Below are 25,800 nucleotides of genomic sequence, written 5' to 3'. Positions count from 1 at the left end.
ATCATTAAACACGTAATCGACCACCTTCAACTTCACTTTGCGCAGTAGAAAGCAATGCGCCTGGCACTCTATACGGAGAGCATGAGACATAATCGATATCTAAATTATTAAAGTATTGTATTGATTTATGGTCACCGCCAAGTTCACCACAAACCCCTATTTTAAGCGTTGGATTGGCAGCTTTCGCTTGTTCCGTTGCTACTTTAACTAATTGTCCTACCCCTTCTACATCTAACGTTTGGAAAGGATCAATATCTATGATGCCTTGTTCAGAATACGCACCAATAAATTTCCCAGCATCGTCACGTGAAAAACCAAATGTTAACTGTGTTAAATCATTCGTACCAAAGCTAAAGAAATCACATTCTTTTGCTAAATCTCCTACAATTAGACAAGCACGTGGTGTTTCAATCATTGTACCTATGAGGTAATTTACAGATTCTCCCGCTTCTTGCTGCAATACTTCAATACGTTCAGTGATTTGTGTCTTTAATGTCGTGAATTCTGCAACAGTTGAAACAAGCGGTATCATGATTTCTGGTTGGCAATCAATACCTTGTACTTTTAATCTTAATGCACTTTCCATAATCGCTTCTACTTGCATGACATATAGTTCAGGATAAGTAATAGCTAAACGACAACCTCTATGACCAAGCATTGGATTCACTTCGTTTAAATTTTCTATATATTGTTCTAATGTTTTTACTGGTACATTTAATTGTCCAGCAACAGATGATTTTTCTTCTGTTGATTTTGGTAAAAATTCATGTAGTGGTGGATCTAATAAACGAATAATTGTCGGACGTTCTCCAGATAGTTTTAATATTTCTTCAAAATCTGCTGTTTGATATTGTTTAATTTCATTTAAAGCTGCGATACGTTTATCTTGTGTATCTGACAGAATGAAACGACGCATTTCAACGAGACGTTCAGGTCCAAAGAACATATGCTCTGTACGTACAAGCCCAATGCCTTTTGCGCCAAATTGATAGCCAGCTTGGATATCTTGAGGCGTTTCTGCATTCATACGTACGTCTAATTTTGCTACACCGTCTGACCATTCCATAAACTGTTCGAAAGCTTCACTTCTTTCTGCTTTCATTGTTTCAACTTCTCCAACATAGATGTCCCCTTGAGCGCCATCAACAGATATCATATCGCCTTCGTGCAATGTGCCACCAGGATAATTTACAACTTTATCGACAACATTAATTTCTAAATCTGAACAACCTGTAACACAGCATTTACCCATACCACGTGCTACAACTGCTGCGTGAGAAGTCATTCCGCCATGCGTCGTTACAATTGCTTCACTTGCGACCATACCTTCAATATCTTCAGGTGACGTTTCAGGGCGCATTAAAATAACACTTTCACCTTGTTCAAATTGTATTTTAGCTGTTTCTGCTGAAAAGACAATTTTTCCACTCGCTGCACCTGGACTGGCTGGCAAGCCTAATTTAGAAATAACTGAAGCATGATCTAGCGCTGTTTTATCAAAATTAGGATGCAATAATTGATCAATCGATTTTACTTCGACATTCATCACAGCTTCTTCTTTTGTAATTACACCTTCTTCAACTAAATCTACTGCAATGTGAATCGCTGCATTCGCTGTACGTTTGCCATTACGCGTTTGTAAAATATAGAGCTGTTCATTCTCAATCGTAAATTCTATATCTTGCATATCTTTATAATGTGTCTCTAAACGTTGCGATACATCTACAAATTGTTGATGCACATGTGGCATTTGATCTTTTAATGATTCTATATCTTTAGGTGTACGTATACCAGCTACGACATCTTCACCTTGTGCATTTAATAAATATTCACCAAATAATTTCGCTTCTCCAGTGACAGGATTACGTGTAAACGCAACACCTGTGCCACTGCGTTCGCCACTATTGCCAAATACCATTTCTTGAATATTAACTGCAGTACCTATATCATGTGGAATTTCATTTAATTCTCGGTAGACTCGAGCACGATCGTTATCCCACGATTTGAATACTGCTTCAATTGCTTCTGTTAGTTGATCAAATGGTTCTTGTGGAAATGGTTTGTATACTTCATCTAAATAGACACCTTTAAAATGTTCACAAATTTCTTGTAACCCTTCTGCCGGAATATCAGCATCATTTTGATATTCATGTTGCGTTTTATAAGCATTAAAATATGTATCAAATGCATTCATTGGTATGCCATATACGACCTCACCAAACATTTGTAACAATCTACGGTAACAGTCATAAGCAAAACGAGCATCATTTGTTTTCGCTGCTAATTTTTTCACATTATCATCATTTAGCCCTAAGTTCAAAATTGTATCCATCATACCAGGCATAGATATTTTCGCTCCACTACGTACTGAAACAAGTAATAATTGTTCCTCAGATGAAAATGATTTTTCTGTACGTTGAGAAAATGCTGCTAATTGACTATTCAATTGTTCTGATAATGCTTCAGGCACTTTAGAACCATGTTTCAAGTATTCAATACACGCTTCAGTTGTAAGCGTGAAACCATCTGGAACAGGTAACCCTAAGCGTTTCATTTCAGCCAAATTGGCCCCTTTGCCACCTAGTAAATCTTTCATTGATTTTTGACCTTCGTCAAATGCATAAATATATTTTGTCATACTAAATCACCCCTATTTTGAAATACGTTATACTAATTGTTATTGAGTATGTCATATTAAAAAGCAAAAAACAACTATAATATTTGAAAATTTGGAAAATATATTTATTTTTTCTTTATTACAAATTCATCTGATTCAAACAAATGGTAGCTGCTTTAAACAAATGGTAGCTGCTTTAAACACAAAAAAGCCCAAGCAATCATTATTAATGTATTGCTTGGAACTTCTTATGTTCACCAGTTTATCGTCATATTTGAATGTAAGATATCATTTAATTTACTATGCAACTATGATGCTTACAATATAAGGAACCTGCTTCATAGGTAGCTTTCATATCACCATCAATGAAATGTTATATTTCTATCAATCATAAAACGCACAGTTAATCTATTTAATATTTTCATTTGATATAAACTGGTTCTATTTATTGATAAATGTTAAAAGATTAAGTGAGTTAAATAGATAGATTTGTGCTATATAAACAATCTAACATTTATAACTTGTGGCATTTACAATCATTCAAAATGACATGTTACAGACCAAATGTCTGCTTTAAAGTAGGTGAATATTTAATATATAATCATTTGATAAAGTGATAAAGAGGTATACTTGCAATTGAATTATGTCGCGAGTAACAAAGGTGGAAATTATTAGTTTTGAATATGCTCAACTTTTAAGTTGAAAATAAGGTGCTACTTCCTCTGTAGTGTAATACTTATTTTATAGCTTCGTGCTTTGCAAAATACTTTTCTAAACAATAACTTTTATTTCGGCTATATCTTGTTCACGCTCCTTCATCTTGAAATACACCAATGACACATTGATGTGAGTTATTACTTAACAACTCAATAATGGCGCCATTTCCAAAACAAAATTTCAAACTGAAAACAAAACGTTTTGCATCTATAAAGATTTTTGTTATTTATTTTATAGAATTATTTAGCAATAACTTAATTTTATTATATTGTTGTTCGTGTAATTTGTAAAGTGGTTTTTAATAATTTTCTAAAAATTGAAGTTCTAATATTTTACACCCGTTACAATTTGAAAATTCAATCATGATAAATATCAAAATTCTAAATTTTATAATCATTTGCTTTTCAAATCACACCTAACCATTCTCGCTTTAACACCACATCGCAATTTGTAATTTCAATGCCTCCGAATACTTTTTAGGGTTCAATCCTGTAACTGTTTTACATTTTTCTAACCTATATAACAGTGTATTTCTATGAATGTATAAATGCTTTGCTGTTTGCGAGATATTCAAATTATTATGAAAAAATATTTTCAATGTTGCAATACTTTGGTCATCTAAATCTCCTATTATTCTTTTTTTGAATCGTTCTCTAATTTCGCTGTCGATTTGATATAACAGTGTTTTTTCTTCTACCTCTTCAAATGATACAAGTGGTGCTGATTGCTCATTTAACATAAATACGAGCTCACATTCTTCATATGCTTTTTTAAAATCATTTAAATTTGTAAATATAAGACTTGAGGTCATATGCACTTCTAATTGTAAGTCTTTAAACATTTGATGAATTCGATTTATTTTCTCATCTAATGCACATCGGTCTTCATCAGTAGCAAGAATTACGATACGGTTATGATTCGTAAACGCAATGACAAAAGAACTAGGGTCAATCTTACTTGCTAATGTACGCACGGTGCTGTTCTTAGAGAATATTTGTTTTTCAATATTGATGATAATGCATTTGCCGAATGTTAATAGATTAGTATTAAGTTGATTACTCAAATGTTGAATAAATGATTTTGACGGTTCACTTTTCAGCAATTCTTCTATAAATAACTCCTGACTACGTATATTCCCCTCTAATTCGTATGTAAAATAATTTTGGTATAGCAATAATTCCGTAGACATTTTCACTAAATCTGATACATGGGTGAGTTTTTCAGGATCACCTGTTATACCAATCACACCGACGATGTTATCTTGAAAAATAATCGGTAAATTTACGCCTGGTTGTGTTCCTTCTAATGTCGCACTATCTTCCTTTGATAATATAACTGTTTCTTCTCGTTCTAATACTTTACGTGCACCTTCATGAATTGTGCCTACACGTTTTTTATCAAATGATGCTATGATTTCTCCGTTAAAATTCATGATATTAATATTGCTCTGTGTTCTTTTAGCTGTTTCTTCTACAATTAATGTTGCCATTTCCTCTGTGAGTATATTCATATTTTCACCACTTATCGTTTTTATACAAAATTATAGCTTTATATTTGTATAGTTTAACTCTATTTTCAATAAAATAAAATCGATACAATGAAATAATAAACAAAAGTAAGCGTTTACAAAGGAGGATTCACAAGTGAAAATCATTTTATCACCGGATTCATTTAAAGGGAGTATGACAGCAACCCAAGTCTCAAAATATATGGCAGACAGCATTACAGAAGTATATCCACAAGCTGACATACATGCTTTACCCGTTGGTGATGGCGGCGAAGGTACGATGGAAGCACTAGTGAATGCCACAAACGGAAGCTTTCATACTGCTTCAGTAACAGGTCCTCTTGGAAATCATGTAACTGCTCAATATGGTGTGCTCGGTGACGACACATGCGTAATTGAAATGGCAGAAGCTTCTGGGCTAAAACATTTAACTGATGACACTTTAAATGCTATGACAACAACGACTTATGGCACAGGCGAATTAATTTATGACGCTTTAGAAAAAGGTTACAAAAAATTTATTTTAGCTATTGGCGGCTCTGCAACAAATGATGCTGGTGCAGGTATGTTACAAGCTATAGGCGCCAAACTATTAGATGAAAACGGCAAAGATATCGCCTTTGGAGGAGGTGCTTTGCAACATATTAAGCAAATAGACTTAAGTCATTTCGACACTAGAATTAAACATTGTGAATTTATTATTGCGACGGATGTTCAAAATCCTTTAATAGGTCCTGACGGCGCTTCACATGTTTTTGGTAAACAAAAAGGTGCCACAGAAGATAATATTAAACAACTTGATGACAATCTCACGCATTGGGCAAATCTTGTAGAAAGAAGTACGAATATGAGGCTTCATGATTTGCCAGGGGCTGGTGCAGCTGGCGGACTAGGAGGTGCTTTCAAAGCATTTTTACCTAGTCATTTTGAAGATGGTATTCAAGTAGTAATAAAACATACGCAATTAGAACAGCTTTTACCAAATGCAGATCTAGTTATTACTGGAGAAGGCAAAATTGATTTTCAAACTTTTTATGGTAAGACACCTATGGGCATCGCAAAATGTGCGAAACAATTTGATGTCCCTGTCATCTTTATCGGAGGCTCTATCGAAGTAGATATAGACCAATTTGATGAGGTTGGTGTGGTAAGTGCTTTTAGTTTAACCGATGGTCCATTGTCACTCGCAGAGACGTTAGCAAATTCGGAAAAATTAATAAAAAAAACGACTAAGAACATCATAAGAACATTTTTCCATAACCACTAGCATAATTAAGGGGATGTTTCGTTATGAGAATTAAAGATACGATTGAAAAAGTACCTGGTGGCTTGATGGTTGTTCCGTTATTATTAGGCGCTGCAATCAACACGATTGATCAATTGCATTTGAATTTTATTACGAATGGTTTGAAATTTTTAGGCGCTCCAAAGACTGAAGAAGGTCATTATGAAATGTTGCAAATTGGGGATTTTCTCAGGATTTATTTAAAGATAATGCGCTCGTTTTAATAGCCTTATTTATCTTTTGTGTAGGAAGTCAAATGAATTTAAAAATTGGTGGCAAGGCATTGAAAAAAGGTATGATATTAACATCAACGAAATATTTTTCGGGTTTAGGTGTTGGTCTATTACTTGGCGCTATATTTGATCCATGGACAGGGTTATTCGGTTTATCTACAATAGCAATTATTGCAGCAATGACCAATAGTAACAGCGGAATGTATGCTGCGCTAACAAGTGCATATGGCAACCGCTCTGATATCGGTGGTTTATCTATATTAGCTATTAATGATGGTCCTTTACTTACATTAATATCTTTAGGATTTATCGGTACGAATTTTCCAGTCATTTCTTTCGTTTCTGTGTTATTACCGCTCGCAATAGGTATGCTCTTAGGTAACTTAGATCCTAAAATCGCAGAATTTTTACGACCAGGAGAATCATTACTCATTCCCTTCTTTGCCTTTTCATTAGGAGCAGGAATGAATTTAGCTGAATTCTTTAATTTCTCAGTATTATCTGGTGGCCTCACATTAGCATTGCTTACATTTGTCTGTACAGCTGTGACAGGTGTAATTGCCTTTAAACTATTTAAAGAGAAAAGTGTCATCGGTCCTATTTCAGAATCGTCTACTGCAGGTAACGCCGTTTCTACACCTGCTGCAGTTGTCGCAGCCGCTTCAACTGCTTTAGCTAGTGGTAATTTGAGTCAAAGTGAATTTGCTATGATAGAAAAAGTAGCACCTATCGCGACAGCTCAAATTTCAGTTTCTGCTATTACTACGGCGATTTTATGTCCAATTGCTGTTATCATGGTAGATAAATACCAGAAGCGCAAAGGCATTGATGGCACTCAGGAACATTTTAAAAACGATCACAAAGCATTTCCTAAGTTAAAACAAGCCACAAATACGGCTAATTATGAAAGTGCTTTAAATAAAAAGGAGGATTAACTTTGAAGACTACAATATTATACGGCAAATCAAATGTTGAAGTTGACTTGCCGGAGCAAAGCGTTCTAATTGAACCCAAAAACATTGATCCACTTGAAGATCATGTAACAGCAATACGTACAGCCATAAATAATCCAATTGGCTCAGAACCATTGCAAGACATGGTGAGTGCTAACCAAACTGTATCTATTGTTATTAGTGACATCACACGACCGACACCCAATCACATTCTCGTACCATTACTGATAGAAACATTAGCCCACGTACCTTTAGAAAACTTTGTGATTATCAATGGTACAGGTACACATCGCGATCAAACACGAGAAGAACTTGTACAAATGCTTGGTGAAGACATAGTGAGCAAAGTGAAAATTGTACATAATCATTGTAATGATAAGGATACGCTTAAAAAAGTAGGCCATAGTCAATATGGTTGTGATGTATACCTGAACAAAGATTATGTTGAATCTGACTTTAAAATTGTCACCGGTTTTATCGAACCTCACTTCTTCGCTGGCTTCTCTGGTGGGCCTAAAGGTATTATGCCTGGTATTGCTGGCATAGAAACAATTATGACCTTCCATAACGCTAAAATGATTGGCGATATACGTTCAACTTGGGGCAATATGCAAGATAATCCTGTTCAAAATATGACCCGGGAAATCAATGCAATGTGTAAACCAGACTTTATGCTCAACGTCACGTTGAATAAAGAGAAAGCGATTACCGAAGTATTTGCTGGTGAATTATATGAAGCACATGATAAAGGGTGTGAATATGCCAAAGCACATGCTATGTTCAAGTGTGATGAGCGTTTTGATGTCGTGATTGCTTCTAACTCCGGCTATCCTTTAGATCAAAACTTATATCAAACAGTTAAAGGCATGAGTGCAGCACATAAAGTAGTTAAAGAAGGTGGCACCATTATTATGTTATCTGAATGTAGCGATGGCTATCCTAATCATGGTAATTATGCAGAGATACTAAAAATGGCTGACTCCCCTCAAGGGCTTGTCGACATGATCAGTGATCCTAACTTCGCGATGCTTGACCAATGGCAAGTACAAAAACAAGCCGTGATTCAAACTTTCGCTGATGTTTATTTATATTCTAAACTCAGTGACCAACAAACCAAAGATGCCATGTTACATCCAGTGCATAATATAAATGAGACACTTAAAGCATTAGAAGATAAATATGGAAAAGATATGACGATAGGTGTTATGCCACTCGGACCACTTACTATTCCATACGTAGAATCATAATTTAGGAGGAATCATTATGTTAACTAAAGTATTAACTAAAGAACAACAATTAGAACGTGTATTAAAAGATATGAATCGTGTAATCGTCGCGTTTTCAGGTGGTGTAGATAGCAGCTTTGTATTAAAGAAAGCCATCGATGTACTCGGCACTGATAATGTAAAAGCAGTTATTGTAAAATCCGAGTTATTTAGAAATGAAGAATTTGATCAAGCCCTGCATCTAGGTGAATCACTAAATGCCAATGTGATAGAAACTGAAATTGAAGAATTAAAAGATCCAAATATAGTTGAAAACACACCAAGTAGTTGGTATTACAGTAAACGTTTATTATATTCAAAACTTGAAGACTTGAGAGTAAACTACAACTTTGACTATGTCATCGACGGCATGATTATGGATGATTTAGATGACTTCAGACCTGGACTCAAAGCAAGAACTGAATTCGGTGTTAGAAGTGTGCTACAAGAAATTGAATTATATAAATCTGAAATTAGAGCGTTAAGTAAATCCAATGACCTCCCTGTATGGAATAAGCCTGCTTTGTGTAGCTTGGCTTCTCGAATCCCTTATGGTGAACCTTTAAATTTCACAAAGGTTAACAAAGTAAATGAAGCTGAAAAATTCATTTTAAGCTTAAACATTAATCATGTCAGAGTACGCTATCATAATAATATCGCAAGAATAGAAGTAGACGACACAGATATCCCAGTAGTGATTCAATATAAAAATAAAATTACACTTCGCTTGAAAGAACTTGGTTTTGATTATGTAACCATTGATTTAGAAGGTTATCGTACAGGCAGCATGAATGAAGTCATCAATACACAAGATGAGATTTAACAAAATAAAGGTGGCGAAACTATGACTGAAAACCAAGACACAATAGAGTCATTACTTCTAGCAGTTAAAGAGAACGAGCTTTCCATTACAGAAGCCAAAGATAAATTAAGTCATTATGATGAATTAGGTTTCGCAAAAATTGATTTACACAGAACAAAACGACAAGGCTTTCCTGAAGTTATATTTGGTGAAGGGAAAACTGTAACCCAATTAGACGAAATCGTACACACTTTAATAAAGCATAATGAAGTCATCTTAATTACTAGAATCGATCAAATTAAAGCAGAGAATGTCATTGCTAAGTATCCACAACTTGAATACCATGAGACAGCACGTATCGTTTGTACACCCGTTAATACAATTAACAAAACTGAACATTTTGCAGCAATTATTTGTGCGGGTACATCTGACCTACCTGTAGCTGAAGAAGCGGCTATTACAGCTGAAGTTATGGGTATTTCAGTACAACGCTTTTATGACGTAGGTGTTTCTGGCATCCATCGGCTTTTTGCACATATCGAAAACATTCGTCAAAGCAAGGTGTCCGTAGTTATTGCTGGTATGGAAGGTGCATTGTCTAGCGTCGTTGCCGGCTTAGTGGATCATCCAGTCTTTTCAATACCTACGAGTGTTGGTTACGGCGCCAATTTAGATGGCGTTACCACACTCTTATCTATGGTTAATTCTTGCGCACCTGGCTCGAGCGTACTCAACATCGATAATGGATTTGGTGGTGGCTATAATGCCGCAATGATTATAAATATGATTGAAAATGCTTAGAACGGAGTGAAACATTATGTCCAAAGCGATTTATCTTGATTGTCATGCTGGTATTGCTGGAGATATGCTATTGTCTTCGCTTGTAGATTTGGGTGCAGATGTCACCTTTATTGAAACACAATTAAAAACATTACCGCTCAATCATTTCAAACTTAACTTCTCAACTCAAAACAAACAAGGCATTCAAGCTATGTCACTTAAAATTGATTTCGAAGAAGCACACCATCATAGAAAAGCATCAGATATCTTTAAGATGATTAAAGAGAGTAGCTTACCAAGCAGAGTGAAAGAAAGAAGCCTCCGGGTATTTGACGTGATTGCACACGCAGAAGCTAAAATTCACGGTATGTCTGTTGAAGATGTTCACTTTCATGAAGTTGGCGCTATGGACTCTATCATTGATATTATTGGCGGATGTCTTGCACTAGAAGATTTAGCTATTGATGAACTCTATGCCTCGCCTATCCCAACTGGTAACGGTAAAATCAATATCGCACACGGTGTCTATCCAGTACCTGCACCAGCGACTGCTGAAATACTCAAAGGTATCCCGCTTGCGTCCTTTGATGTTAACAGTGAATTGACAACACCAACTGGCGCTGGTTTTATTAAAGCATTAGTTTCGGAAATCGGTCCTTTACCTGCAGTAACCATGGAGCAAATCGGTTATGGTTGTGGTACGAAAGATTTCGATTTCCCCAATATTTTACGAACAATTGAATATACAGTAAAAGACAACACACCAACACAAGTCCAAGTGATAGAGTGTCAGATTGATGATATGACACCAGAGATGCTCGGTTTCTTTATCGAACAAGTACTGGATGACGGTGCGCTAGATGCTTACTTCACTCCAATTACGATGAAGAAAAGTAGACCCGCAACACAACTTACAGTGATTAGTAAATTTGATGACGCACAATACTTTGAGAATTATATACTTAAAAATACAAGCTCTTTAGGTGTAAGAAGTTATTCAGTCAATCGCAAAATTCTCCATCGCCAGTTTCAAACAATTCACACAAAGTATGGTGCTATATTAGTAAAAATAGGCATGATGGATAATAAAATTATCAAAGCGAAACCAGAATTTGAAGATGTAAAAAATGCAGCAATCCAATCCGGCAAAACTTTCTCAACTGTATACAATGAAATTCAGCACGAAGTTCATAACCACATTAAAATAGAAGATTAAAATAGTCTATCACGAGCTAAAGACTACAGGCTGAGGCTGTACCCTCGGAAAACACACACAAAAGACTGCTCCAAAATTAAAAATCTATCGACAACATAAAATCCAGCACTCACACTTAAGTGAAGTACTGGATTTTTTATTGCTTAATTATTTTAATGAAGGACCCACTTTAATATTTGCACTATCTAATGCAAGTTCTAATACTTCTATAACTTGAATACTATGCTCTAATTTTTCTTCTGCTAAATCGAAATTTTTATCATTAATAATCTGAACCATCTTCACAAATTCCTCATACATACGATGTTTTTGTTGGTTAACTTGATATGATTGTGTACCACCGTCATTAAATGTAAGATCAAACGCTTTTAATTCATTTGTTGGACCTTTAATATGAATTGTTGCATTTTCACCTTGAATGTAAGATTGATTGTCAGAACTAGAGTCTTTTGCACCAATACAAACAACTTTCATTTCATCATAATCAAGATTTAAGATACCAGATGTATCAATATCATTTTTAACGTTAGCAAAATAAGTAACACCTTTAGGCATCCCGAAGAGTCCAACTGCTAAATGGATATTGTATACATTGATATCCATGAGTGCACCTCCGCCCTTCTCAGGATCGAAAGCAGGTTGAATAATGCCTTTTTTAAAATTATCATATCTTGAAGAGTACTGTGAATAATTAAATTGGGCTATTTTACATGTACCTATTTCACTCACTGATTGTTTTAACACATCATAATTACTCAAATACAGGTTAGTAATAGCTTCGATAATAATAACGTTGTTCGCTTCAGCCAATGCTTTTAATGTTGTTAATTCTTCTTTAGTTAAAGTAAATGGTTTTTCACATATTACATGTTTCTGTTGCTCAATTGCTTTGCGTGCATAATCAAAATGCAGATGATTTGGTACAGCTAAATAAATCGTTTCTATACCTTCATCTTGAAGGAACTCATTATAATCCGTAAAAATTGTTTTAATATTAAACTGTTTCTGTAAACTTTCTACATTTTCTGGATTTCTTCCTGTTGAAACAATACTATGAAACTCAATGTCTGAAATTTCTTCCATCACTGGTAATGCTTCTTTGACGATCTTGCCCGCGCCTACGATACCTAATTTCATGTTGGTCTCTCCTTCTCACTTAATCTAAATTATGCTACGTTATCACTTGGTACAATATTAAATTGTTAATAGCTATTTTAAAACCCATTCAATATATCATTATATTTGAATTCATCATGTAATTCAAAATCCACAGTCTTGATACAATTCGTATTTTGTTTTGAAAATCTCACTAGTGGTATACAATTAATATAAAGGTATAACATGAAATCATTTTTTATATTCTTTAAATAAAGGAGGCATTTTTGTGTCCATATTTTATTTTTTAATATTTATAGTAATTGTTTTAATTATTTATTTCATTTTCCGAAAAAATTATAAAAAAGAAGCTGCAGTTAATAAAAGAAAACGTAAACGCGAAAAAAGAGTAGCAAACTATATTAGCGAAGCTTTTAAAATAGAAAATTTAGAAGATGTTAAAGAAAGTAAAACAACAATTGCTTTGGTTTATCCTAAAGAAACATTAGATGTTGAACCTGAACAAGTCGTAAAAGTAGAAAATCAAAGTGAAGAAAAAGTCGTAACAGAATTTGAAATGCCTGAAGGTATTAAAAGAGAAGAATTATATGACTTTTCTCTTAAACACACTAAATTTTATATCGCACATGATCGTTACGCACGTCTTAAAACGGTTGATGAAAATGAACAAACAAATAGTGGCATTATAAAATAATTCAATTGTTAAAGGAGTATGTATATGACACCAATTGTTAAAGCTTATTCAAATGATGAAGACATTGAAATTAATATCAACACATTAAAAGATCAAAAAATTAATGCAAAAGATATTTATGTTCTATCTCATGATGCAGATCATACAGAACGCATCGTGAAAAATACAGAGGTCTCAGGTATTGATTACAATCGTTCTGATGTTGGCGAAGATGAACAAAACCAAGGTGACCAACTAAGAGATAAGTTACAAATTCTTGGCGTTTCTGAAAGTGATGCGCAAGATTACGAAGAACTTATGGATCAAGGTAATGTACTACTCATTGTTACAGATCAACGCGCAGCTAATGTACTCTAAAATTAAATTATTTAGCTAAACCAATGTACCCCGTATTCTTTTAATTAGGATGCGGGGTACATTGGTCTTTTATACATATTTATTATAATTGATTAAAGTTATTTTCTTGAAGATCTGTAATTTTAGCAATTTCTACTTTTTGGTCTTTAGGCTCCAATACATGTAAATACTGTTCATCGTCATTATCTTCAATTTTCTTTACAGTAATGCGGTCATGTTCTATAGTTTCGATAATTATTTCTGAATGCTTATTTAAAGCCTCTTTAATATGTTGCTTATCCATGCTACAACCTCCTTAAGTAAAAGCTGATTATATTTCGAGTCTCTTCATCTTCTACCCTTAAGGTATTTTTCAAATCAAAGAAAACATAACCAACCTATTTATAAACCATTGAATATTGTTGTGACGAAAGTGAATGTAACAATTAAGGCTGAGACATGAATTTATGTCTCAGCCTTAATTATCAATTTTTATTAACTTAATATTACATCTACTAATTCTTCTGCAGTAGCTTTACCGAAATAATATGTAATGTCTATTTCACTTAAAGCTTTTAATAAATCCTCTTTGACTACACGTACGCCTTTGAGTTGTTCTTCAACGTCTTTAATGTCGCCTTGTCCAAAAAAATCTCCATAAATACGACATGCTGAAATACGTCCTTTTTCTACCGAAAGAGAGATATCAATCGTGCCTGCCGCTAATCTCGCGTCTCTATTATATTCATAGCGTGGGGAACCACCAAAATTCCATTCCCAATTTTTATATTTTGACGCTAACATTTCATCAACGGCTTCCCAATCAGCATCAGTTAATTCGTAACGCTTTGCGTCATTCATATCATCAATGTCTAAAATCTCTTTAACCATCAGATCTTTAAATTCATGGATCGTTACATTTTGATATTCCGGTGCCAAATATTCACGAATATTGCCTACACGTGATCTTACGGATTTAATACCTTTGGATTCTATTTTTTTACGATTCGGCTTCAATACTTTAACCATAGGTTCATAATCTACATCCAATAATAAAGAATAGCCACCATAGATACGTCCCTTAATCAAAGTCATTGCTGCACCAGATACTTTTTTATCGTGAATGGCTAAATCATTACGTCCACTTTGCACAACTTCTGTTGCACCCAGTTGATGTAAAGCATGTATACCTGGTTCGTAAAAGCGTTTAAAATTACCATAAATTGTATCGTCTTTTTCTAAAATACAACACATATTCACTGCACCACTGTCTACATAAACTGCGCCACCACCTGTATCACGGCGAACAACTTGAATACCATGTTCATCTAAATAATCTTGGTTAATTTCTACCGCAGTATTTTGAAAACGACCTATCTCCACTTTTGGATCACAGATATACGGGAATAAGATATCCTCATTTAAAAATATATTTTGGCTAACGTGAATTTGCATCGCTAATGCAACTGCACCGTCTGTTATATATTCGCCATTGCGAATAGGTTCAATTAAATACATATTGTTCTCCTATATAGTTAATTTTTTGTTGGCTTCAGTTATGAGTGTTGAAATATCTTCGGTTAGATGTATTGTTCTATCTCGAATATTTTCTGGAATACGATATGCTTTCTTATTCATTGTCATAAATAAAGCATTTGGATTATGTCGTGTCATGCGTTGAAAAGGTTGTTTCACATATTGTGGTGTCGTATAGCCGATACCTATTTCTAGATATAATACTTTATCTTCTTTATGTGCATCAAGGAACTGATTATAGCGAGATAACTGCGCATGAAAATCAGCATCCTCTACCATACCAACTTGTGCTTTTCGTTTATTGATTTCCATGGGCGCATCACATTCAGGACAATGCGGCAAGAGTTCTCGTGGTACTTCCATATTCTCTTGTTCTACAATCATTTGACGTATTGCAGCATCATCACGGTAAGTCTGCGCATGACAATGTTGACTACATTGCCACAAGATATACTCTCCTTGAATATGAAAAACTTTATCCAAATCAAAATCAGCTACCGCAAATGCATTATCTGCATTCGTCGTGATGATATGATAATCTTTATTACTTAAAATTTGATTAAGCGCAGTGTAAGATGCTCCTACAGGTTGGTCTAAATAATTCAGCGCAACAAATCGACTTTGAAAAGCCCAATATTCTTGCCAACTTTCGAATGTATGAAGGCTTGCTTGTAGCATATCAAAGAAACCGTATTTTTTAATAAAATCCGGGAAATTTTGTGTGAAACGTTCACCTATATACGTAAAACCATCTGACGCTGACATACCGGCACCTATCCCAACCACAACTGCGTCCGCTTCATTTAAAGCATCTGCTAATATATCGGATTGTCGATTATAACTAGTATTTAAGACATCCCAAGTTGATTCAGTCATAATGTTTCAGTCCTTCCTTATACAATGCAGCATCTTTATCTGTAAACACATTGAAAACCACTGTGATATCAGAATCATGTTCTCTTTTATATTGCATTACAGTCGAAATTGCTATCTGTCTAGCCTCATCTTGAGGGAAACCAAATACGCCTGTTGAAATACAACAAAAAGCAATACTTGATAAGTTTTGCTGGTCCGCAAGTTCGAGACAGCTTCGATACGAGCGCGCAAGTAAATCACGGTTCATTTGTGACACCGGTGTCTTACGAATTTGTGGTCCTACTGTATGAATGACATATTGAGCAGGCAAGTTATAAGCAGGGGTGATTTTTGCTTTACCAACACCTTCACGTCTACCTTGTTTATCTATTAAATCTGCACAAGCTAAACGCAACTGGACGCCTGCTTTAGTATGAATGATATTATCAATACAGTTATGATTCGGCTCAAAACAGCCTAACAGCTTACTGTTAGCCGCATTTACAATAGCGTCTACCTCAAGCTGCGTGATATCACCTTGCCATAAATATATATCGTCATTGAGATATGGGGTTAATGATGTTAACGACGTAACTTGTTGCGCATTGTAATTTTTCAAAAATGCATCTTGTACCTCAATAAAATCAGCTTCAATCGGTGTTGCTGGCCTTACATTTACTAACCCTCGAAACGTTTCGAAACGTTCTGCTTCCTTATCAGGTAAGTCTGCAATGGCGCCATCATGTGTTTCTTGCCACAAATACTCAATTAAATACGCCAAACGTTCTGTTTGTTGCATAATTTATGCCTCAGGAAGTGCATTAAATGCTGCTTCGTCAACATTTTCTAATTTAACTAACCAATTTTCTTCAGCTTTTTCAGAATTTAAAAGCGTTGGTTCATCTTCAGCTTTTGTATTACGTGCAACAATTTTACCTGCTAATGGTGATTGAACGTCTAATACTGTTTTAGAAGCTTCAATACTAACAATTTCGTCATCGACTTTAATGTCGTCGCCACCCATAAATTCAACATAACCTACTGTTCCTACATCATCTTGCAATTCAGGTGTCATACTATATACGTACTGCTCTCCAACTTTTTCTACCCATAAATAATTTGCTAATTTTTTCATAAAATATCTTCCTTTCATCAATTTGTTATAAATATATTTGCGCGAGTAATTCGATTGTACGACAGCGTTGCGCTATGTCTGGTATCAAAGGTACAACCATCACTTCGTCAGCATTAAATGTTTGAATCATTGTGTCTATTTGTTTTTTTGCACTTTCTTTTGTACCTACAATTATACGAGCTCGGCTTTGAGTAATCAAACGTTCATCTCTTTCAGAACGTGAATATGATTGTGCTGTTTCGATAGAAGGTAGACGCTCAAATTCGGCAAATTGTTGTTTTCCTAGTAGCCAAACGTCTAATGATTGAGCTAGTGCATCTGCTTCTGATGCTGTATCAGCAACTGCAACAAATGTAGTGAGCATAACAGTAGGTTTCATATTTAATGCCGTAGGTTTAAAGGCTTCTCTATAAGCTTGTACACTGCTTTCAGCTTTTTTAATTGCTTTTTCATTAGGTAATAAAAAAGTTCCCAGTGTATATCCCATGCCTTGACGTCCTGCCATTTGTGCAGACGGTACACTCGTACTTAATAGCCACATTTGAGGCACAGTAGTAACACGAGGTTGTGCAAATACTTGTTTAAAACGTTGCTCTGGTTCACGCTCAGTTAGATAATGTCGCACATCGGTAATAGACTGCTCGTAGTCTAAGAAATGTGTTTTCGTTTCATTCATAGCTTGTTTTACACTGGGTGTACCTGAATTATTACCGATACCTAAGTCTACACGCCTAGGGTAAAATGCTTCTAATAATCGAAAATTTTCAGCCACTTTAAACGGACTATAATGCGGTAACATCACTCCACCCGAACCGAGTCGGATTTGCTTCGTCTTTGCCAGTAATTGCATCATCAATAATTCTGGACTACTACATGCAAACGCCGGTACATTATGATGTTCCGTCATCCAAAAGCGCTTATAACCAAGTTTGTCTGCTAATTGCGCTAAGCGTACTGTATCCTGTAAGGCATCTTGTGCTGACTTGCCTTCATCAATAACAGCGTAATCTAAAATATTCAATTGAACCACGTTGGTTACCACCTCCACCAATACTGACCTTATATACTTTGTCGTACTTATAATGTAAGCACTTTCGTTTGAGTGTATATCGTATCTCAGTTATGCTAAAATTCATGTACAAAACTTTAGACACGTATCTGCAAAACATGTTTCCCTTTTTTAAATTACCCTCACCCTCTAGGATAACTGATATAGAAAATTTTTGTTACATTTTGCTTGAAAAAATTACCATATTTTTTATTTAATTGACCACGATATCCTATTAGTGTTAATTTAAAATTACATATTACAACGAAGATCGAGGTTATAGTTATGAAAACTCATTATCAAGCATTATTCGAACCATTAACATTACCCAATGGCGTCGTCTTCAATAACCGTTTTGTGCTATCACCTATGACTACGAATTCCTCAACACAAGACGGACATATTACTGAGCAAGACTTACGCTATGCACAACGCCGGGCACACGCTGCGCCCTTACAAGTAACAGGTGCAGCCTATATTGAACCTTATGGTCAATTATTTGAATATGGTTTTAGTATCACTGATGACAGTTGTATACCTGGTTTAAAAAAATTAGCAACTGCAATGAAAAAAAATGGCAATAAAGCCATTTTACAACTGACTCACGCAGGAAGATTTTCAAATCAAGCCATCTTAAATTATGGCCAAGTTTATGGCCCAAGCGCTATGTCCTTAAATTCTCCTATTCAACATGACGTTCTAGCTATGTCTATAGATAAAATCACCTCTGTAACGCATCAATATGCGGAGGCAACTTCTCGTGCTATACAAGCTGGTTTTGATGGTGTAGAAGTTTCAGCTGCCCAACGCTTACTTATACAAACATTTTTCTCTACTTTTTCTAATCAACGTACAGATCAATACGGAAATCAAAGTTTAGATAATCGTGCTCGTATCGGGTTGGAAATACTAGCTGCTGTACAAAAAGTCATTGATAAAGAAGCACCACCACAATTTATTTTAGGCTATCGCGCTACACCTGAGGAAACACGAGGGAGTGATGTGGGTTATACAATAGACGAATTCAACGAACATCTGGATTGGGTATTAGATACAGCGAATATACAATATTTAGCAATCGCAAGTTGGGGACGTCAAATTTATCAAAACAAAGTCCGTTCTGACGGCAAGCACACAGGAAAATATGTCAATGCTGTCGTCCATGATTACCTTGATGGTAGAATTCCTGTCATCGCTAGTGGCGGTATTAATTCACCTGAAAGTGCGCTTGATGCTTTACAACATGCAGATATGGTGGGGATGTCGTCTCCATTTGTGACGGAACCAGATTTTGTCTTAAAATTACAAGAAGACCGTCCAGAGGATATTGATTTACATGTAACCATCGACGATATTGATGAACTCGCAATCCCGTACGCGGCGTTTAAAGATATCGTTAAAATGATGGACTACGGCGAAGGGTTAAAAAAAGAAACCCGTGACGAGTTACGTAAACTTGAAACAAACTATGATCAAGTAGATTATGAAGCAATAGAAAAAGATTAATTTAAAATACTGACAAACTGAGCAGATAAAACAGCTTAGTTTGTCTTTTTTATATCGCGTATTTGCTTTGTAAAAACGAATTAATATCTCAAAATATGTAAAAAGCATTGGACCTTATCATGTCCAATGCTTCCTTGTTACATTTTATGTGAATTTAACCATTTTGTTTGGCAAATGCTTGGCCAATTGCATTTAATTTATGTGGTGCGTCATGTACTGCCATCTTCACTTCAACTAGATGCATCATGTCTGGTTGTGCCTCGATTTCGAGGAATGTATTTTGTAGTGTTTCACTCGTTGTCACATCGTGCACAATGACTTCATCTTTTCCACCGAAGACTGTTGGTAATAATTTATAATCCCACATTTTAATATCGTTGTATGACGCATTTTCTCCATGAATTTTACGTTCTACTGTATAACCATCATTATTGATAACAAAAATAATCGGCTTGATTTGCGCTCTGATCATCGAAGACATTTCTTGTACTGTTAATTGTAAGGAACCGTCTCCAATTAATAATAAATTTCTACGCTGTGTGTTCGCCATCTGCGTACCCAGTGTCGCTGGTAAAGTATAACCAATTGACCCCCATAATGGCTGTCCTATAAATTTATTGTTACTGTATAACGCTAAATCATAAGCACCAAAGAATGATGTGCCTTGTTCAGCTAATATCACGTCGTCTTGCTTAATAAAATCTTGCATCATTTTGAAATAAGTTGCTTGAGATAAAGGATCTCCATTCAAATCGTATTGTTTTTCTTTAGGACGTTGAAATTGAGGGAACGTTGCGCCATTAACGTAATTAATTGTATTTAAGCCATCCAATAAATCGATAAGTGATACTTCCATATCTTTCGTTTCATTCATTTTAAAGTGACGATGATTAATCATAACGACATCATCAATATCAAATTGATACGAATATCCTGCAGTTGCAGAATCTGTTAATTTCGCTCCAATATTTAAAATTGCATCACTTTGATCCACGTAATTTCTAATATCTTCTTCTGCTAAAGAGCCATCATAAATACCCATGTAATATGGGTTTTCTTCATTAAACGAACCTTTGCCTAATGATAATTGTGCTACAGGAATTTGCGTTTGATTCACAAATTGTTCAAGCTTTTCATGTAAATCGAAACTATTAATCTCATGGCCTGTGATTATGACTGGTTTATCCGCACTTTGTAACTTTTCTTTGATCATATTCACATATTTAGCAACATCCATCCCCTGATGTTGTGGCACTTCAAACGGTTGGTCTACTTCAATTTCTACGCTTGCTACGTCAATTGGTAAATGTATATGCACTGGGCGTTTTTCAGTTAATGCAGCTTCAATTACTCTAGGAATTTCTGACTGGGCATTTTCAGGCGTAAGATACGCTTGTGTCGTCGTAATCGGTTCATACATTTTTCTGTAGTCATCAAAATTTCCTTCTCCTAAGGAATGATGCACATACTTCCCTGCATTTTCTACTGCTCTTGTAGGCGCACCGGTAATTTGAATAACCGGCACACGTTCAGCATATGCACCAGCAATACCGTTAACAGCACTGAGTTCTCCTACACCAAATGTTGTTACCATTGCACTTATCCCTTTTAAGCGCGCATAGCCATCAGCCGCATAACTAGCATTTAATTCATTTGTGTTACCAACCCAGTCCATATCATCGCGACTAATAATATCATCTAGAAAAGTCAGATTAAAGTCACCTGGCACACCGAATACTTTATCGACGCCTACAGCGCTGATGCAGTCCATTAAATATTGTCCTATACGTTTTTTCATTCATCATTTCCCCTTTTTTATCCATCTCTATTACACTACAAACTTAACTTAATAGAGTTGAAAGGTCAACGATGTTGACTTTATTTTTTTACTATTTTTTATATGTTAATTCTAATTGATGAATCATATGTGTCAGCATTTCATTATGTGGTGTCGCCACACCACAGGCTTTACCGTATGTAACAATTTGTCCATTTAAATAATCTATTTCTGTTAGCCGCCCTTTATATAAATCTTGATGCATTGATGGATAATGTAAACCTTGTGATTCAATTGGATAAGCAGCTTCAATTTTGTTAATTAAATTTTCAAAATTGAGTTCTAGTCCTCGTGCATGAGCCACAGCCACGATTTCTTCAATAATAGGAATAACCATTTGTCGTGCTTGTTCATATAGTGAAAATTGGTTTATTGTTTTATCTAAGATCGTGCATAATGGATTCAGTACACTGTTCAATGTAGCTTTTGACCATATAGATTCAAAGACATTATCACTGATTGTAGAATTTAATTTTGCATTATTAAAAATTGTATTAATCGCTTCTGTACGATAGTCTTCCCCACCGTCTGCGCGCTGCAGTTCTATTGTTCCTGTACCTTCTAACAGTATTTGTCCAGTCCCTCTTAAACCTGCTGTCCACATCGTTACTGCTAAAAATATTTGTGATTTCGGTATGATTTTGGCAAAACGTTCTTCATGTCCTAAGCCATTCATCATTGTTAATACCGCCGTTGTTTCTTTAATCGCATTAGCTTCATTCAACGCCTCAATCATTGCTTCTGAATCCATCGCTTTTGTTAAAATGATAATCAAATCATATTGTTCATCGATTTGTTCTGGCAACTGCGCTTTGATATTAATATGATATGTATCTTTTTCGGTTTGTATATTCAAGCCATGTTGCTGAATATTTGTAATATGTTCTGTCCAATAATCTATTAAAGTTACATCATATCCTGCTTCGGCAATTTGCGTCCCAACACGACCACCCATTGCTCCTGCCCCTGCAATTGCTATCTTAACCATACAATCATCCTTCCTTTTATTTCATAATAGTAATTCAGCAAGTTAATTCCGCTATAGTTAGAAAATCCTTAATTTTAAATAGTATAAAGTTGTTTAATCATTTAATCTTTCTTATTCTCGTCTTTTAAATATTTTACTTCTTGAAATCCTGTACGATAAGAAGCAAATTCTTCCATTATGGCATACCAATCATTGCCAACTTTTTTCTGTATATCTTGAAATAAATCATTTTGTGCCTTATTAAGTTCTTTTACTAATTTGGTTCCTTTTTCTGTGGGGTACAAGGCTTTAATACGTTTATCCGTTTCGGTTGGTTGTTCAGTGATATATGCCTCATCTTTTAATTTTTTCAACGTTGCATGACTGCCTTGTTTAGAAATCTCTAAACTTTTCAATAAATCTTTTATTGTAATTCCAGGTACTTTTTCGATAAAAAATAAGAACCTATGATGTTGTCTATTTAAGCCATATGCTTCAATAATTTCATCTGCTGTATTTATAAACGTTTTGTAAGCAAAATAAAATAACAAATTCTCATAATCATTATTATTACTTTCCATTATTCACATTCCTTTTTTGTAATTTTTAGCGCATCGGCGGGGGTTATTAATTAATATCTTTATTACAGTTCAGTTGATTGTTACAAGTGCTTTAAATGTGGCTCCAATAATACAGAAAGTTCTCCTACTAAAGTATCTATATCACACGGTTTTGATTCTTCAATCCACCATATAATAACGCCTACTACAGCAGAAGATAAAAACTGGGCAGTAATTTCACTGTTTTGTTTATTTATGGTGTCGCGCATTTTCTTTGATAATGTTTGCTTAAGCATATTAAGATCTGACTTTTTAACCAAAGTTTTCAAAATATCGTACTTATCGTCAATCACGTACATGACTTCACGCAACGTTTCTTTATTATCTCCTGATTCTGCAAGATAAATATTGCATTTATCCACTGCTGCGCCCAAAATATAATCAATTGCATGGTCTAAAATGTCGTACTTATCTATAAAATTCAAATAAATGGTACCTCTATTTATATTGGCATGTTGAGCAATATCATTCATTGATATTTTATCAAAGTCTTTTTCTCTAATCAGTTCAACAAAGCTACGAATAATAAGTTTTTGGGATTTTTCTTTTCGTTTATCCATTTTAACTCCTTTTAATATCAACATTTTTTAATATTTGTTCATTAAACATCAACAAGGTTGTATTGTTCATTGAGTTTAAATCTTATTGATGATAACTTCAAGCTATTAAACAATTGTTCAATAACTAAATTGGAGTGATAATGATATGAAAATTTTAATATATGGTGCAGGTGTACAGGGGCAATTTTTAGCTCACGCACTAAATACCAAAGATAATGACATTACAATGTTTGCACGTGGAAAAACTTTAGAGCACTTGAATCAAAAAGGTTTGAAACTTCAGCATTCATTGCAAAGAAAAACGACAAATGAACATATAACAACGATAAGTACACTTTCAGAACATGATATTTATGATGTTATTTTTGTAACTATGAAATATTCAGATTTTTACAATGTCGTACCAACATTAGCTCAAAACAAAAGTGAAAACATTATTTTCATTGGAAATAACATGAATCCTAAATTACTACAAAGCACATTGACGCAACAGAGTAATCACCTTAAGCATATCACTTTCGGCTTTTTAATGACTGGTGGTTCAAGAGAAGCAAGCCATACTAATATTTTAAGATTTAATGCTGGAGAGCTCAAAGTAGGAAACATGCATGGAGAAATTACATTCTCAGACAAACTAAATTCAATATTTAAAAATGCGAAAATCAAACTAACTTATGAACAGAACTTTGAAGATTGGTTGATGTCACACGCTGCTTTAGTCTTACCTTTAAACATGCTATTTATTCTAAAACAAAACCAAAACACTAACGCGCAGACGTTAACCAAAGAAACGATAGCTGCTTTTACTGAACTACATCAATTGTTAGAACACAAAGGCCATACTATAAAACCAAAAGCACAGTTTATTATATTTAAAAATTTCAAAGGATTATCCAATATAGTATTAAAAACAGTTATGAACATTGGCCTCATCAATCAAACACAAGGTTCTTTTAAAGAGCTTGAAGCACTTTATAACGATGTTAAAGTACTCAATCAAAATACAGCACTAACTACAAGTCATCTAGATGCTCTATTTGAAGCGAGCAAATCCGTCAGTTAAAACGACTCAATTCATTGCAGTTAAAAAGGAGTGGGTATACGAAATCAAAATTTAATTTCGTATACCCACTCCCACTATGCTGACTAGATGATAGGTTCATTCTTTAATTTAGGTTATTTTATTTCAATTGTACGTTTCTTTAGAAATGAAGCATATCCTAAAATCACGTAAATCACAGTCACGATTGCAAATATCACTTCAAATATCATTACAAAATACAACACACTTTGTACTTTATGAGGTAAAGATTCAATTTCAAGTAAGTTATAGAGTGATGTCGCTGTTGTCACCCACGGGAAGGTTAATGCTGAGAATGAAAATCTAAAATTCAATTTATATAATTTCGGTATAAATGTTAATGAGTATATAAATATGAGTTGAGAGATAATCAACATCGTTATAATGTAAAACATTTGTGTATGTACTACACTTAATAAATAACCGTTTAAACAAAGTGAAGCTGGTGCTGCTATGATGATTGTCATAGGAAATTGATTTTCGTTATATAATCGCCATGTCTTTTTAAACAGTACGACACATATTAATACTAAAAAGCATAGCGTCGCAATATACACGATCAATTCCCCAAAGAATGGTGAAAAATCTTCAGCAGTTTCTGAAATAACGCCAATTCCCACAAATGTAACAAACCAACTGGTACTCGGAACGATACGTTCATTTTCATGTAAATAAATATGGTAATAAATAAATAACCCAATAATAACAAACTGCAGTATCACAACGAACCACCACAACCAAATTATGATTTCCCAGGTAATATTCAGTTGGTGGTATAAGATATAGAGTAATGTCAGAAACGTCATTGTAAACGTGGGAAAAGTCGCACATATATTACGGTCAGATAATTCTTTCAATACAATGCTAGGAAATTGTATACATTTTAGTATAAATAATCCAACCACAATAACACTAATAATTAAAAATATTGTAGCTAAAACATTCCTATCCATAATGTACAAAAGATTACTTAATGCTGAAATACCCAATGCTAAGCCACAAATAGCAGTCGGTATTACACTTATAAATTTTCGAAACATATCATTTATTAATCCTTTTTATTTATATTTGAATATTACATACATTATAACTATACTATTTTATCGAATTCCAAGCGTTACATCTGTTTATATT

23 protein-coding genes and 1 pseudogene are annotated in these 25,800 nt (G+C 34.5%); 10 read left to right on the top strand and 14 right to left on the bottom strand.

All coding sequences use genetic code 11. The features are described 5' to 3' along the window. Positions 1-4: 4 nt before the first annotated feature. Positions 5-2,638 carry a pyruvate, phosphate dikinase gene (ppdK, locus tag AOB58_RS10005; protein ID WP_046466025.1) on the bottom strand — a complete coding sequence of 878 codons (2,634 nt, stop codon included), beginning with the start codon at positions 2,636-2,638 and terminating at the stop codon, positions 5-7. A 1,126-nt stretch (positions 2,639-3,764) separates the two neighbouring features. After that, a complete protein-coding gene (locus AOB58_RS10000) occupies positions 3,765-4,844 on the bottom strand; it encodes a CdaR family transcriptional regulator (protein WP_046466026.1) in 1,080 nt (359 codons plus the stop codon). A gap of 133 nt (positions 4,845-4,977) precedes the next feature. Here AOB58_RS10000 and AOB58_RS09995 point away from each other — a divergent pair, with 133 nt between their 5' ends. The 6 genes and pseudogenes from AOB58_RS09995 (at position 4,978) to larC (ending at position 11,375) form a co-directional block, all read left to right on the top strand. Next, complete coding sequence (locus AOB58_RS09995; RefSeq protein WP_064783384.1) at positions 4,978-6,108, top strand: glycerate kinase; 1,131 nt, start codon at positions 4,978-4,980, stop codon at positions 6,106-6,108. Between the two features lie 23 nt (positions 6,109-6,131). Continuing rightward, positions 6,132-7,294, top strand: a pseudogene (locus tag AOB58_RS09990) (2-keto-3-deoxygluconate permease). A 2-nt stretch (positions 7,295-7,296) separates the two neighbouring features. Then, positions 7,297-8,559: a nickel-dependent lactate racemase gene (gene larA, locus AOB58_RS09985; protein WP_021338881.1), complete on the top strand. Its 1,263-nt coding sequence runs from the start codon at positions 7,297-7,299 to the stop codon at positions 8,557-8,559. A 16-nt stretch (positions 8,560-8,575) separates the two neighbouring features. Continuing rightward, positions 8,576-9,400 carry an ATP-dependent sacrificial sulfur transferase LarE gene (gene larE, locus AOB58_RS09980; protein ID WP_021338882.1) on the top strand — a complete coding sequence of 275 codons (825 nt, stop codon included), beginning with the start codon at positions 8,576-8,578 and terminating at the stop codon, positions 9,398-9,400. Positions 9,401-9,421: 21 nt separating this feature from the next. Continuing rightward, a complete protein-coding gene (gene larB, locus AOB58_RS09975) occupies positions 9,422-10,180 on the top strand; it encodes a nickel pincer cofactor biosynthesis protein LarB (protein ID WP_046466027.1) in 759 nt (252 codons plus the stop codon). 16 nt (positions 10,181-10,196) lie between these two features. Beyond that, positions 10,197-11,375, top strand: coding sequence for a nickel pincer cofactor biosynthesis protein LarC (gene larC, locus AOB58_RS09970; protein WP_046466028.1), 1,179 nt, complete (start codon positions 10,197-10,199; stop codon positions 11,373-11,375). Between the two features lie 147 nt (positions 11,376-11,522). On the opposite strand, the gene AOB58_RS09965 is transcribed toward larC, so the two are convergent. After that, entirely contained in the window at positions 11,523-12,512 is a 990-nt protein-coding gene (locus tag AOB58_RS09965; protein WP_046466029.1) for a Gfo/Idh/MocA family protein, read from the bottom strand. A gap of 247 nt (positions 12,513-12,759) precedes the next feature. Here AOB58_RS09965 and AOB58_RS09960 point away from each other — a divergent pair, with 247 nt between their 5' ends. Further along, positions 12,760-13,185 carry a hypothetical protein gene (locus tag AOB58_RS09960; protein ID WP_002506496.1) on the top strand — a complete coding sequence of 142 codons (426 nt, stop codon included), beginning with the start codon at positions 12,760-12,762 and terminating at the stop codon, positions 13,183-13,185. A 24-nt stretch (positions 13,186-13,209) separates the two neighbouring features. After that, entirely contained in the window at positions 13,210-13,542 is a 333-nt protein-coding gene (locus AOB58_RS09955; RefSeq protein ID WP_002506495.1) for a YflT domain-containing protein, read from the top strand. Positions 13,543-13,624: 82 nt separating this feature from the next. Here AOB58_RS09955 and AOB58_RS09950 read toward each other — a convergent pair whose 3' ends face one another. The 6 genes from AOB58_RS09950 to AOB58_RS09925 form a co-directional block, all read right to left on the bottom strand. Continuing rightward, positions 13,625-13,825, bottom strand: a complete 201-nt coding sequence (locus AOB58_RS09950; RefSeq protein WP_002511628.1) for a hypothetical protein — start codon at positions 13,823-13,825, stop codon at positions 13,625-13,627. 191 nt (positions 13,826-14,016) lie between these two features. Then, positions 14,017-15,039, bottom strand: a complete 1,023-nt coding sequence (locus tag AOB58_RS09945) for a lipoate--protein ligase (protein WP_002511629.1) — start codon at positions 15,037-15,039, stop codon at positions 14,017-14,019. Positions 15,040-15,048: 9 nt separating this feature from the next. Further along, positions 15,049-15,933, bottom strand: a complete 885-nt coding sequence (locus tag AOB58_RS09940) for an SIR2 family NAD-dependent protein deacylase (RefSeq protein WP_002511630.1) — start codon at positions 15,931-15,933, stop codon at positions 15,049-15,051. Then, complete coding sequence (locus AOB58_RS09935; RefSeq protein WP_021338887.1) at positions 15,926-16,711, bottom strand: protein-ADP-ribose hydrolase; 786 nt, start codon at positions 16,709-16,711, stop codon at positions 15,926-15,928. Before AOB58_RS09935 ends, AOB58_RS09940 begins: the two co-directional genes overlap by 8 nt. A gap of 3 nt (positions 16,712-16,714) precedes the next feature. Further along, the gene (locus AOB58_RS09930) at positions 16,715-17,047 is read right to left on the bottom strand and encodes a glycine cleavage system H family protein (RefSeq protein ID WP_002506490.1); all 333 of its coding nucleotides are present in this window, start codon (positions 17,045-17,047) and stop codon (positions 16,715-16,717) included. A gap of 25 nt (positions 17,048-17,072) precedes the next feature. Beyond that, positions 17,073-18,077: an LLM class flavin-dependent oxidoreductase gene (locus AOB58_RS09925; protein ID WP_002511632.1), complete on the bottom strand. Its 1,005-nt coding sequence runs from the start codon at positions 18,075-18,077 to the stop codon at positions 17,073-17,075. Between the two features lie 303 nt (positions 18,078-18,380). Between AOB58_RS09925 and AOB58_RS09920 the strand changes: the two genes are divergently transcribed. Then, entirely contained in the window at positions 18,381-19,601 is a 1,221-nt protein-coding gene (locus tag AOB58_RS09920; protein ID WP_021338888.1) for an NADH-dependent flavin oxidoreductase, read from the top strand. Between the two features lie 154 nt (positions 19,602-19,755). On the opposite strand, the gene AOB58_RS09915 is transcribed toward AOB58_RS09920, so the two are convergent. The 4 genes from AOB58_RS09915 to AOB58_RS09900 all read right to left on the bottom strand — a co-directional run bounded on the left by AOB58_RS09915 (position 19,756) and on the right by AOB58_RS09900 (position 23,585). Then, on the bottom strand, positions 19,756-21,399 hold the full coding sequence (locus tag AOB58_RS09915; protein WP_046466030.1) for an alpha-keto acid decarboxylase family protein: 1,644 nt from the start codon (positions 21,397-21,399) through the stop codon (positions 19,756-19,758). Positions 21,400-21,490: 91 nt separating this feature from the next. Further along, the gene (locus AOB58_RS09910; protein WP_046466031.1) at positions 21,491-22,426 is read right to left on the bottom strand and encodes a ketopantoate reductase family protein; all 936 of its coding nucleotides are present in this window, start codon (positions 22,424-22,426) and stop codon (positions 21,491-21,493) included. A gap of 101 nt (positions 22,427-22,527) precedes the next feature. Then, positions 22,528-22,986, bottom strand: coding sequence for a MarR family winged helix-turn-helix transcriptional regulator (locus AOB58_RS09905; RefSeq protein ID WP_002511636.1), 459 nt, complete (start codon positions 22,984-22,986; stop codon positions 22,528-22,530). An 80-nt stretch (positions 22,987-23,066) separates the two neighbouring features. Then, positions 23,067-23,585, bottom strand: coding sequence for a TetR/AcrR family transcriptional regulator (locus AOB58_RS09900; RefSeq protein WP_021338890.1), 519 nt, complete (start codon positions 23,583-23,585; stop codon positions 23,067-23,069). A gap of 145 nt (positions 23,586-23,730) precedes the next feature. Here AOB58_RS09900 and AOB58_RS09895 point away from each other — a divergent pair, with 145 nt between their 5' ends. Then, the gene (locus AOB58_RS09895; protein WP_021338891.1) at positions 23,731-24,648 is read left to right on the top strand and encodes a ketopantoate reductase family protein; all 918 of its coding nucleotides are present in this window, start codon (positions 23,731-23,733) and stop codon (positions 24,646-24,648) included. 113 nt (positions 24,649-24,761) lie between these two features. Here AOB58_RS09895 and AOB58_RS09890 read toward each other — a convergent pair whose 3' ends face one another. Beyond that, a complete protein-coding gene (locus AOB58_RS09890; protein WP_002506482.1) occupies positions 24,762-25,706 on the bottom strand; it encodes a TDT family transporter in 945 nt (314 codons plus the stop codon). Between the last annotated feature and the right edge of the window lie 94 nt (positions 25,707-25,800).

The organism is Staphylococcus sp. AntiMn-1 (assembly GCF_001663395.1).
Lineage (GTDB): Bacteria > Bacillota > Bacilli > Staphylococcales > Staphylococcaceae > Staphylococcus > Staphylococcus equorum.
Note: the sequence above shows the minus strand (reverse complement) of the source record. Positions and strands in the feature narration are given on the sequence as shown.

Coding starts and splice junctions, on each gene's coding strand:
- ppdK (WP_046466025.1), bottom strand. CDS start 2,638: ATGACAAAATATATTTATGCATTTGACGAAGGTCAAAAATCAATGAAA.
- AOB58_RS09955 (WP_002506495.1), top strand. CDS start 13,210: ATGACACCAATTGTTAAAGCTTATTCAAATGATGAAGACATTGAAATT.
- AOB58_RS09930 (WP_002506490.1), bottom strand. CDS start 17,047: ATGAAAAAATTAGCAAATTATTTATGGGTAGAAAAAGTTGGAGAGCAG.
- AOB58_RS09950 (WP_002511628.1), bottom strand. CDS start 13,825: ATGGATAAGCAACATATTAAAGAGGCTTTAAATAAGCATTCAGAAATA.
- AOB58_RS10000 (WP_046466026.1), bottom strand. CDS start 4,844: ATGAATATACTCACAGAGGAAATGGCAACATTAATTGTAGAAGAAACA.
- larC (WP_046466028.1), top strand. CDS start 10,197: ATGTCCAAAGCGATTTATCTTGATTGTCATGCTGGTATTGCTGGAGAT.
- AOB58_RS09935 (WP_021338887.1), bottom strand. CDS start 16,711: ATGCAACAAACAGAACGTTTGGCGTATTTAATTGAGTATTTGTGGCAA.
- AOB58_RS09900 (WP_021338890.1), bottom strand. CDS start 23,585: ATGGATAAACGAAAAGAAAAATCCCAAAAACTTATTATTCGTAGCTTT.
- AOB58_RS09965 (WP_046466029.1), bottom strand. CDS start 12,512: ATGAAATTAGGTATCGTAGGCGCGGGCAAGATCGTCAAAGAAGCATTA.
- AOB58_RS09905 (WP_002511636.1), bottom strand. CDS start 22,986: ATGGAAAGTAATAATAATGATTATGAGAATTTGTTATTTTATTTTGCT.
- AOB58_RS09895 (WP_021338891.1), top strand. CDS start 23,731: ATGAAAATTTTAATATATGGTGCAGGTGTACAGGGGCAATTTTTAGCT.
- larE (WP_021338882.1), top strand. CDS start 8,576: ATGTTAACTAAAGTATTAACTAAAGAACAACAATTAGAACGTGTATTA.
- AOB58_RS09915 (WP_046466030.1), bottom strand. CDS start 21,399: ATGAAAAAACGTATAGGACAATATTTAATGGACTGCATCAGCGCTGTA.
- AOB58_RS09910 (WP_046466031.1), bottom strand. CDS start 22,426: ATGGTTAAGATAGCAATTGCAGGGGCAGGAGCAATGGGTGGTCGTGTT.
- larB (WP_046466027.1), top strand. CDS start 9,422: ATGACTGAAAACCAAGACACAATAGAGTCATTACTTCTAGCAGTTAAA.
- AOB58_RS09945 (WP_002511629.1), bottom strand. CDS start 15,039: ATGTATTTAATTGAACCTATTCGCAATGGCGAATATATAACAGACGGT.
- AOB58_RS09920 (WP_021338888.1), top strand. CDS start 18,381: ATGAAAACTCATTATCAAGCATTATTCGAACCATTAACATTACCCAAT.
- AOB58_RS09890 (WP_002506482.1), bottom strand. CDS start 25,706: ATGTTTCGAAAATTTATAAGTGTAATACCGACTGCTATTTGTGGCTTA.
- AOB58_RS09940 (WP_002511630.1), bottom strand. CDS start 15,933: ATGACTGAATCAACTTGGGATGTCTTAAATACTAGTTATAATCGACAA.